The organism is Halorubrum sp. Ea1 (assembly GCF_002252965.1).
Lineage (GTDB): Archaea > Halobacteriota > Halobacteria > Halobacteriales > Haloferacaceae > Halorubrum.
Genome location: NZ_NHPG01000012.1, coordinates 23,256 through 32,464 on the forward strand (window position 1 = coordinate 23,256; position 9,209 = coordinate 32,464).

At 70.8% G+C, this 9,209-nt stretch carries 9 protein-coding genes; 3 read left to right on the forward strand and 6 right to left on the reverse strand.

The window, feature by feature from the left end:
- Nucleotides 1–14: 14 nt before the first annotated feature.
- Together DJ73_RS01635 and DJ73_RS01640 are read right to left on the reverse strand one after the other, a co-directional pair.
- Nucleotides 15–491, reverse strand: a complete 477-nt coding sequence (locus DJ73_RS01635) for a hypothetical protein (RefSeq protein WP_094557119.1) — start codon at nt 489–491, stop codon at nt 15–17.
- A complete protein-coding gene (locus DJ73_RS01640) occupies nt 484–2,331 on the reverse strand; it encodes a DNA mismatch repair protein (RefSeq protein WP_094557120.1) in 1,848 nt (615 codons plus the stop codon). Before DJ73_RS01640 ends, DJ73_RS01635 begins: the two co-directional genes overlap by 8 nt.
- A gap of 132 nt (nt 2,332–2,463) precedes the next feature.
- Between DJ73_RS01640 and DJ73_RS01645 the strand changes: the two genes are divergently transcribed.
- Nucleotides 2,464–3,138 carry an MBL fold metallo-hydrolase gene (locus DJ73_RS01645; RefSeq protein ID WP_094522419.1) on the forward strand — a complete coding sequence of 225 codons (675 nt, stop codon included), beginning with the start codon at nt 2,464–2,466 and terminating at the stop codon, nt 3,136–3,138.
- Between the two features lie 28 nt (nt 3,139–3,166).
- Here DJ73_RS01645 and DJ73_RS01650 read toward each other — a convergent pair whose 3' ends face one another.
- From DJ73_RS01650 to DJ73_RS01665, 4 genes are all read right to left on the reverse strand, one after another.
- Nucleotides 3,167–4,315, reverse strand: coding sequence for an acyl-CoA dehydrogenase family protein (locus DJ73_RS01650; protein WP_094522417.1), 1,149 nt, complete (start codon nt 4,313–4,315; stop codon nt 3,167–3,169).
- 64 nt (nt 4,316–4,379) lie between these two features.
- A complete protein-coding gene (gene menE, locus DJ73_RS01655; RefSeq protein ID WP_094557122.1) occupies nt 4,380–6,272 on the reverse strand; it encodes an o-succinylbenzoate--CoA ligase in 1,893 nt (630 codons plus the stop codon).
- Between the two features lie 27 nt (nt 6,273–6,299).
- A complete protein-coding gene (locus DJ73_RS01660) occupies nt 6,300–6,734 on the reverse strand; it encodes a universal stress protein (RefSeq protein ID WP_094557121.1) in 435 nt (144 codons plus the stop codon).
- Between the two features lie 163 nt (nt 6,735–6,897).
- Nucleotides 6,898–7,854, reverse strand: a complete 957-nt coding sequence (locus DJ73_RS01665) for a transcription initiation factor IIB family protein (RefSeq protein WP_094522413.1) — start codon at nt 7,852–7,854, stop codon at nt 6,898–6,900.
- Nucleotides 7,855–8,144: 290 nt separating this feature from the next.
- Here DJ73_RS01665 and DJ73_RS01670 point away from each other — a divergent pair, with 290 nt between their 5' ends.
- Together DJ73_RS01670 and DJ73_RS01675 are read left to right on the forward strand one after the other, a co-directional pair.
- Nucleotides 8,145–8,534, forward strand: a complete 390-nt coding sequence (locus tag DJ73_RS01670) for a hypothetical protein (protein ID WP_094522411.1) — start codon at nt 8,145–8,147, stop codon at nt 8,532–8,534.
- Between the two features lie 3 nt (nt 8,535–8,537).
- Nucleotides 8,538–9,161: an METTL5 family protein gene (locus DJ73_RS01675; protein ID WP_094522409.1), complete on the forward strand. Its 624-nt coding sequence runs from the start codon at nt 8,538–8,540 to the stop codon at nt 9,159–9,161.
- Nucleotides 9,162–9,209 lie beyond the last annotated feature (48 nt).

Consider the following 9,209-nt stretch of genomic DNA (forward strand, 5'->3'; position numbering starts at 1 on the left):
TCTTTTAAAAATAGTCACCCGAGCGCGGTCACGTCGACCGCGCGGGTCTCGCCGTCGACCTCCAGCTCGACGGCGTCGACGATCGACCCGCGGACGCGCTCGCGCCACCCCTCGACGGCCTCGGCGTGACGCTCCCGGCGGGTCTCGACGTCGGCGTCGGGGTGTGCCGCCGCCGTCTCGTCGACCTCGGGGTACGGGGGGACCTCGGCGACGAGGTCGCGGGGATCGACGTGAATAGGGGTCGGGGCGTCGCCGTCGCGCTCGCTCGTCTCGCTTCCGCCCGCTTCCTTCCCCGCCGTCCCGTGGTCGACCGCGTGAAGTCGAGCGCGCATCCGCCCCGAGAATGGCGGCGTCACCCGCAGGACGACCTCGCGGTCGCTCCGGAGCGTCGCCTCGAGCGCGCTCGCGACGTCCTCGCGGTGGACCGCGATTGACCGTATTCGCCCGCCTCCCGCGCCCTCCGCGGGGCCGCCCGCCTCCTCGTCAGTCATCGTCACCCGCCCACTCCGCGTCCGAGAGGGTGCGCTGGACCGCCTCCTCGCCGACGGCGCCGGCGAGGTGCTCGAACCCCGCGCGCACGCCGCGATCGCTCGCGTTCGCGACGAGTCGAGAGACGATGAACTCCGGCGTCGACTTGCCGATCGTACCGAAGCGGGGCTGGTAGTCGACGCGCAGTTCGAGGTCGTTCGTGAGCCCCTCCGCGAAGATCCCGTCGATCCGGGCGGCCTCCGGGAGCGGGCTCAGGTCCTCCGCGAGGTGCGTGACGTACACGCCGAGCGCGCCCCGCTCGACGGTGAGCGTCACGAGACCGTTCAACAGGTCGGCGGCCCGCCCCGGCTCCGTGATCGCCTCGAACTCGTCGACGAGCATCAGCGTCCGGCCCTCTTCGACGAGCGGCGGGACCACCGACTTCAGCGTCGACTCCAGTACGCCGGCGTTGAACGAGGCGTGGCGCCGGTGGAAGACGATCCGGTCGAAGGAGCCGACCTGCGCCTCCTCTGCGGGCACCGGGAGCCCCATCGACGCGAGCAGGGCCACCGCGCAGACCGTCTCCAGCAGCGTCGTCTTCCCGCCCGAGTTCGCCCCCGTAAGCACGCTCACGCGGTCGCCGGTCGGCGGCGCGTCGACGCTCGCCACGCCCGCGTCGCCCGCGAGCGAGTGGGTCCCGACCGCGTACGACACCGGCTGCACCTCGCCGGCGATGAACGGGTTCCGCGCGTTCCGCACCGCGATCCCGTCGTCGACGAGCGTCGGTCGCGCGAGGTCGTACGCGGCCGCGAAGCGCGCGAGCGAGAGCAGGAACGCGGCGTCCGAGACGGCGGTCACCGCCCGGGCGACGTGGCTCTCCCGCTCGTCGTCTCCGTCGCCTCCGCCGTCTTCGCCCGAGTCCGCCCGCGCGCCGCCGATCCGCTCCCGGATGTCGGCGGCGACCGCCGCCTCGCGCTCCGCGACCTCCGCCTCCAGCTCCGCCGCGAGGTCGCGGAGGGTCGCCGAGACGAAGTCGGCGGCGTCGAGCGCGTCGTCGGGAGCCACCGACCGCACCGTCGCCGGGTCGACGCCGGTCTCGCTCGCGACGTGGTCGATCGTCGCGGCCTCCAGGGCCTCGAAGTCGCGCAGCGAGCCGTCCCGGACCGCGTCGAGCACGTCGAACGCGGAGTTCGCCAGCTCCTCGGCCGCGTCGAGCCGGTCGCGCAGGCGGTCCAGCTCGTCGTCGGCGCCGCGAGCGACCTCGATGTCGCCGTCGCCGTCGACGCTCGTCGGGTCGATCGACCCGCGCACGTCGGCGAGGGCGCCGGCGGCGTCCCGCAGGGCGTCCGCCTCAAGCGCGCCCACCGCCTCGAACGGGCCGTCGTCGAGCCCCGCTTCCCGCAGCGCGATGGCGGTTTCGACGGCCGCGAGGTCCGACCCCTCGGCGTCGCCGTACGCGTCGAACGCCTCGGTCACGCGCTCGCGGTCGGCCTCGACGAGCCCCTCCCACGCGTCGCGCGCGGCGACCACGCCGTCGAGTCGGGCCTCGACCGCCTCCCGGTCCGCTAGCGGCGTCAGCACTCGGATCCGGTCGGCGGCGTGGGCCGTCAGCGCGTGGCCGGCGGCCAGCGAGAGCAGGTCGTCGTACACCGAGCGGGTGTCCCCCGTCGCGAGGACGTCCATGCCGGCCTCGCCGTTGGCCCGGCGGAGGATCCGGGTGGCTCGCCCGCGGTGGAGTCCGGCGTCGACGAGCGCCCGGACGTCGGCCGCCTCGATCGCCTCGATCGCCCGCGAGGTCCCCAGCGCCGAGACGAGCCGCTCGCTCGTCTTCGGGCCGATCCCCCAGTAGTCCTCGAGTCGCATACGCCGACGTGACGCCGCGGCGTCTTGGCGTTTTCGTCGGCGGTGCGGTCGCCGATGCGAACACCGGACGCGGTGACTCCCGCCGTCCCTCGGTCGCCACCGTCAAATCCCCGTCGGTCGTTACCACTCGGTATGCCCACGGAACTCGCGGACGGAGTGTGGCGGTTCGAGCTGCGGGGCGTCAGCGCGTACCTCGTCGACGACGACGTCCCCACGCTCGTCGACGCGGGGACGCCGTGGGACGACGCGGCGATCCGGGAGGGGCTCGCCGAGGCCGGCGTGGACGTCGCGGACATCGGCCGAGTGCTGTTGACCCACTACGACCTCGACCACGTCGGGGCGCTCGCGGCGCTGACGCCGGAGCTCGACGCGACCGTGTACACCGGCGCGTTCGACGCGGCGATCCTCCGCGGGGAGCGGTCGCCGCCGCTGCGCAATCACAAGGGAGCGTTTCAGCGCCTCGCCGGCCTGTTCACGACGCATCCGGACCTGGAGGTCGAGTCCGTGTCCGACGGTCAACGGCTCGGCTCGTTCACCGCGTACCACACGCCCGGCCACACCCCGGGTCACGTCGCGTACGTGAGCGAGTCGCTCGGCGTCGCGCTCCTCGGCGACCTCGTCTCGGCGTCCGACGGCGGGCTCGACCCCTCGGAGTGGTTCATCAGCTACGACACGGACGCGGTACTGGAGAGCATCCGCGACCTCGCCGCCCGCGCCCCGCCGTTCGAGGTGGCCTGCGTCGGCCACGGCGACCCCCTCACGTCGGGCGGAAGCGAGGCGCTCGCGGCGCTGGCCCGTCGGATCTGAGAAAAGCGGCCGACCCGCACTCCCGGCTCTACCGCGACTGGCGGTAGATCAGGTTCCGCTGGATGTCGTTGGCGCCCTCGTAGATCACCGGGATGCGCACGTCGCGGTAGACGCGGGCGATCCGGCGGTCGGTGAGGATCGACCGCCCGCCGTGGAGCTTCATCCCCTTCTCGGCGCAGTCGGTCGCGACCTCCGTGGACTTTGTCTTCGCCAGCGCGGCCCAGTACCCCGCGTCTTCGTTGTTCGCGACCTTCTCGCAGGCGCGCCAGTTGAGCGCGCGCGCCGACTCGAAGCCGATCCGCATGTCCGAGAGGGTGTGCTGGACCGCCTGGAACTCGTTGACCGTCCGGCCGAAGGCGTTACGCCCGTGAACGAACTCCTCGGCCTCCTCGATGGCGGCCGCGGCCAGCCCGAGCCCGTGCCCGCCGACGACCACGCGGCCGTGGTTGAAGAAGTCCGCGAGGACGTAGAAGCCCCCGCCCTCGCTGCCGACGACGTTCTCCTCGGGGACGAAGCAGTCCTCGAAGACGATGTGGCCCTGCTTCGAGGCGCGCATCCCCATCTTCTCCGGGATGTGCTCCGCCTCGTACCCCTCGCTGTCGGTCTCGACGATGAACAGCGTGTAGTTCGAGTAGCGGTCGTCGCTCTCGCCGGTCTTCGCGTAGACGGTGAGCCAGTCGGCTTCGACCGCGTTGCCGACCCAGTACTTCTCGCCGGTGATCTCGTACCCGCCGTCGACCTTCTCGGCTTTCGTCGTCATCCCTGCGAGGTCGGAGCCGGTCTCCGGCTCAGAGACGGCGAGCCCGGAGATCTGGTCGTTCTCCGCGACCGGCCGGAGGTACTCCTCCTTCTGCGCCTCGGTGCCGTACTGCTCGACCATCTCGCAGCCGAAGCTCGCGAGCTGGAGGGTGAGCGCGATGCCGGCGTCGGCGCGGTAGAACTCCTCCGCGATCGCGAGCACCTGCGCGAGGTCGAACCCCTTCCCCCCGTACTCCTCGCCGATGTCCTGCGCGATGAGTCCCGCGTCCATCGCCGCCTCCAGCACCTCCCACGGGTACTCGCCCGAATCGTAGTACTCCGCCGCGTTCGGCGCGATGTGCTCGTCGGCGAACTCGCGGGCCTCGGCCTTCACGTCGCGCGCGCGCTCCGGCACGACGCTGTCGTCCAGTAGATCCATGTCCGATCCGCGGGCCCCGCGGTCAAAACGTTCGTGGAACAACGAGAAATATTGGGAGAGTTTATTACTCGCCTCGGGCGTCGTCGGCATCGACGACCTCGACGTCGACCTCTGAGGTGTCCTCGTCGGGATCGTCTTCGCCTTCGCTTTCGTCGTCTCCGCTTTCGTCTTCGCCTTCGCTTTCGTCGGCGACGTCGGAACCGCGCTCACCCGCGGTGGCGACGTCGGAGTCGTCCACGCCGTCGGCTCCGTCTGCCGCCTCGCCGGCGGAGTCGTCCGCGTTTTCCGCGGAGTCGTCCGCGTTCGCGACCTCTTCGGCATCGTCGATCTCGACTCTGTCGTCGCCGTCGTCGTCCGGGGGTTCGGTCGGATCCGCGGGCTCGAAGCCGGCCGTCTTCAGTTCGGCCTCCGGATCGCGATTCAGGTCCCGACCGGTCTCCCGAAGCGCCTCCCGCGCGGCCTCTCGATCGACAGTGCCCGAGACTGTCCGCGGGAGCTCGTCGACGAGGGCGATCGTTTTCGGGATCTTGAACCCGCTGAGCCGCTCGCGGGCGAACGAGGCGAGCGCCGCCTCGTCCACCGGTTCCCCTGTCCGGTCGCCGACCGCGAGCAGCGCGGCGACCCGCTCGCCCCACATCTCGTCGTCGAGACCGACGACGGCGACGTCCTCGACCGTGGGAAACTCCCGAAGCACGTCGCTCACCTCGCCGGGCTCGACGTTCTCGCCCCCGGTGATGATGCGGTCGTCGAGCCGGTTGAGCACGTAGAGGTAGCCGTCTTCGTCGATCCGTCCCACGTCGCCGGTGTGAAGCCCGTGGGGGCCGAAGGTGGACTGATCGAGTTCGGCGGTCGCCCCGTCGCCCGCGTCCGTCGGGGGCTTCAGATACCCCGGCGACACCGTCGGGCCGTCGACGACGATCTCCCCCGACTCCCCGGCTTCGACCGGCGCGCCGTCCTCGTCGACGACCGTCACCTCGGTTCCGAACAGCGGGCGGCCGACCGTGCCGAGCCGCCCCTTCGTCTGCCGGGGCGTCGCGGTCGCGATCTGCGAGGCCGACTCGGTCATCCCGTACGTCGGATACACCGGGACCGAGTAGTCGCGGCAGCGCTCCAACAGCTCGTCCGGCGCCGGCGCGCCGCCGAGCAGGACCACGCGAAGCGTGTCCGACAGGGTGCCGCGCCTGTCGAGCATCCGCTTGAGCATCGTCGGGACGAGCGAGACGCCGGTCACGTCGTACGTGTCGATGTCGTCGGCGGTGCCCCCGGCGTCGAACCCCTCCCGGAGCACGAGGGTCGTCCCGTACAGCGCCGAGCGGTAGACGGGCGCGAGCCCGCCCATGTGGTGTAACGAGAGAGAGACGAGCCAGCGGTCGCCGGGGTCGACACCGAGCCGGAACGCGGAGGCGACGGCGGAACTGCACACGTTACCGGCGGTGAGCGGAACCGGCTTCGGCTCCCCCGTCGTGCCGGACGTGAAGAGGATACAGAGGTGATCGTCGAACTCCCACTCTGGGGGATCGACCGTCGCGGGCTCGACGTCGTGGACGGCGGTGACGGTCCCGTCGGTCGGGTCGTCGACGGAGAAGACGGGCGTGTCGTCGATCCCGTCGACGGCCGCCAACGCGTCGTCTTCCGTCGGCTCCGCGCAGACGACCGCGGAGAGGTCCGCCCGCTCCGCCCGCTCCGAGAGCTCCCTGGGCGTGAGCTCCTGTCCGAGCGGGACGAAAGTCGCGCCGATCCGCATCGCCGCGTGGACCAGTCCGACCGTCCCGACGTACGGGGGCGTGATCACGCCGAGCCGGTCGCCCGCCTCGATCCCGTGGGCGACGAGGCGCCCCGCCGTCTCCGAGACGAGTTGGTCGAGGTCCGTGTACGTCCAGGCCTCGCCGTCCTCGGCCCGCACGAGCGCCGCGGCGTCCGGGGAGGCGGCGACCCGGTGTGACAGCCAGTCTCGCACGGGGGTCACCCCCGTCGCGGCGGGCACTCACTCATCGCTCGGCTGTCGGACGGTGAGGACGGGCACGTCCGAGGTTCGGACGACCCGCTCGGTGACGCTGCCGAGGAGATACCGGTCGAGCCCCTTCCGGCCGTGCGTCCCCATCACGATCATGTCGATGTCGTTCTCGTCCACGTAGTTCCGGATCGAGCGGTACGCGGTCCCCGTCGTGACGACCGCCTCGCAGCTCACGCCCGCGCTCTCGGCCGCGTCCGCGACCCGCTGCGTGGCCTCCTCTCCCTCGGCCTCGAGCGCGTCGACCACGATCTCGGCGCCCGCTTCGAGCGTCGCGTACGCCGCGCCGTCGACGACGTACAGCGCGTGGAGCGTGGCGTCGTACTGCTCGGCGAGGTCGATCGCATGTTCGATCGCGGCGTCCGACGCGGGGCTACCGTCCGTCGGGACGAGGATATGCGAGTACATCTCGCGAGAAGATACGCTCGGTACCGATTAAAAACCCGATCACGAGCGGCGCACCGCGGGAAGACCGCACGTCTGCGCCGCGTTTTCCGCCGCGACGAGAGCCCGTCGCCGGCGCCGCGTTTCCGGCCGCGACACGGCTGGCTCGCCTCCGCACGCGTCGCCGCTAGCGGAACCCCATCGCTTCGATCTGCTCTTGATACCGGTTGCGGATGGTGACCTCCGTCACCTGTGCGACGTCGGCGACCTCGCGCTGGGTCTTCTTCTCGTTACACAGCAGCGAGGCCGCGTAGATCGCCGCGGCCGCGAATCCGGTCGGGGACTTCCCGGAGAGGAGCCCCTGCTCGGCGGAGACGTCGATGATCTCCGTCGCCTTCGACTGGACCTCCTCGCTCAGCTCCAGCGACGACGCGAAGCGGGGAACGAACTGCTTCGGGTCGACGGGCTTCAGTTCCAATCCGAGCTCCTGGGAGATGTAGCGGTACGTCCGACCGATCTCCTTCTGCGGAACGCGCGAGACGTCGGCGACCTCGTCGAGCGATCGGGGGATGCCCTCCTGCCGGCAGGCGGCGTAGAGCGCGGCGGTGGAGACGCCCTCGATCGACCGGCCGCGGATGAGGTCCTCGTTGAGCGCGCGTCGATAGATGACCGAGGCGACCTCGCGTACCGACCGCGGCACGCCGAGCGCGCTCGCCATGCGGTCGATCTCGGAGAGCGCGAACTGGAGGTTGCGCTCGCCGGCGTCCTTCGTGCGGATCCGCTCTTGCCACTTGCGCAGCCGGTGCATCTGCGATCGCTTCTCGGAGGAGAGCGACCGTCCGTACGCGTCCTTGTCCTTCCAGTCGATCGTCGTCGTCAGCCCCTTGTCGTGCATCGTCTCGGTGATGGGGGCGCCGACGCGCGACTTCGACTGCCGCTCCGAGTGGTTGAACGCCCGCCACTCCGGCCCGCGGTCGATGTTCCGCTCGTCCAAGACCAGCCCGCAGTCCTCACACACGAGCTCTTGGTCGGCGTCCGTGACTATTTCTTCCGAATCACACTCCGGGCAGGAGACCGTCTCCGTCTCGTCCGACTCTCGCTCGGTGTTCCGCTCCTGTTGACGCTGGCGGCTCGGACGTTCCATTATAAGGTTTCTGGTTATTGTCCTATTTAAACCTTTGTCCCGGATCCGCACGCGTCGCCGGTCGGTTCCGGTTCCTCTCATCTGGTGTGAATGAGTCCGTTGGCGCTTCAAACGCCAGTTACTGACGATCCAGTGCCGAGGATCCCGACTCGCCGACCGTCGGCGCTACCGGTCATCGAACACGAAACGTGACCGCCGAGCGCGGTCATATTAGCGCCGCGACGATCGGCGCTATAATTACTATCAGACATTCACAAAGACTTTTGTATAACTACAACATATGGGCTTCCATGAGCACGACGCAGTCCGACGGGATCGAGGGGACGCTCCGCGGCTGTCGACCCGCGGAGATCGACCCCATCGTCATCGACGCCGACGACCTCGACAGCACCGCGCCCGAACACCTCCGCGAGCTCAAGGCCGAGCTCTCAGCCCGCGGCTACCAGCCGGCGACGCTGTCGGTCGAGGCCTGCTTCGACTGCGAGGACACGCTCTCGACGCAACGGGAGGCCGACCGGCTCCGCGAGTTCGTCCGCGCCGCGTCGTTCCTCGGCGCCGGACGGATCGAGGTCCGGCTGGGGGAGGTGTCCGACCCCGACGCCGCGGAGCCGGCGCTGTCGGCGCTGGCCGAGCGCGCCGACCGCGAAGGGGTCGAACTCGTCCGGACCGCCGCGGCCTGACGGATGGCGTCGAAGCGCTCGCTCGCGACGAAGCTCGGCGTCGTCGCCGGGTTCGAAGAGCCGCGCGTCGCGCTCGAACAGTACCCCACGCCGCCGGACCTGGCCGCGCACGTCGTCCACCTCGCGGACCTCCATGGCGACGTCGACGGTCGCACCGTCCTCGATCTCGGCACCGGGACGGGGATGCTCGCGCTCGCGGCCGCCCTCCGCGGCCCCGCCCGCGTCCTCGGCGTCGAACTCGACCGCGACGCGCTGCTCACCGCGACCGGCAATCAGCGCCGGGTGGCCGCGAGCGCCCCGGTCCACTGGATCCAGGCCGACGCGACGCGGCTCCCGCTGACCGTGCCCGATCCGGTGACGGTCGTGATGAACCCCCCGTTCGGCGCCCGAGACGGGAACCGCAACGCCGACCGCGGTTTTCTGGCGACGGCGAGCCGCGTCGCGACCGTCTCCTACTCGGTCCACAACGCGGGCAGCCGGGAGTTCGTCGAGGCGTTCGCGGCCGACGAGGGCGGCGAGGTGACCCACGCGTTCGCCGCCGACTTCGCGATCGACGCGCAGTTCGACCATCACAGCGACGAGTCGCGCGATATCGACGCCGAGGTGTACCGGATCGAGTGGGCGTGAGCCCGTCGGGTTCCCCGCCCCGATACCCCCTCACTGCCGCCCTCGGTC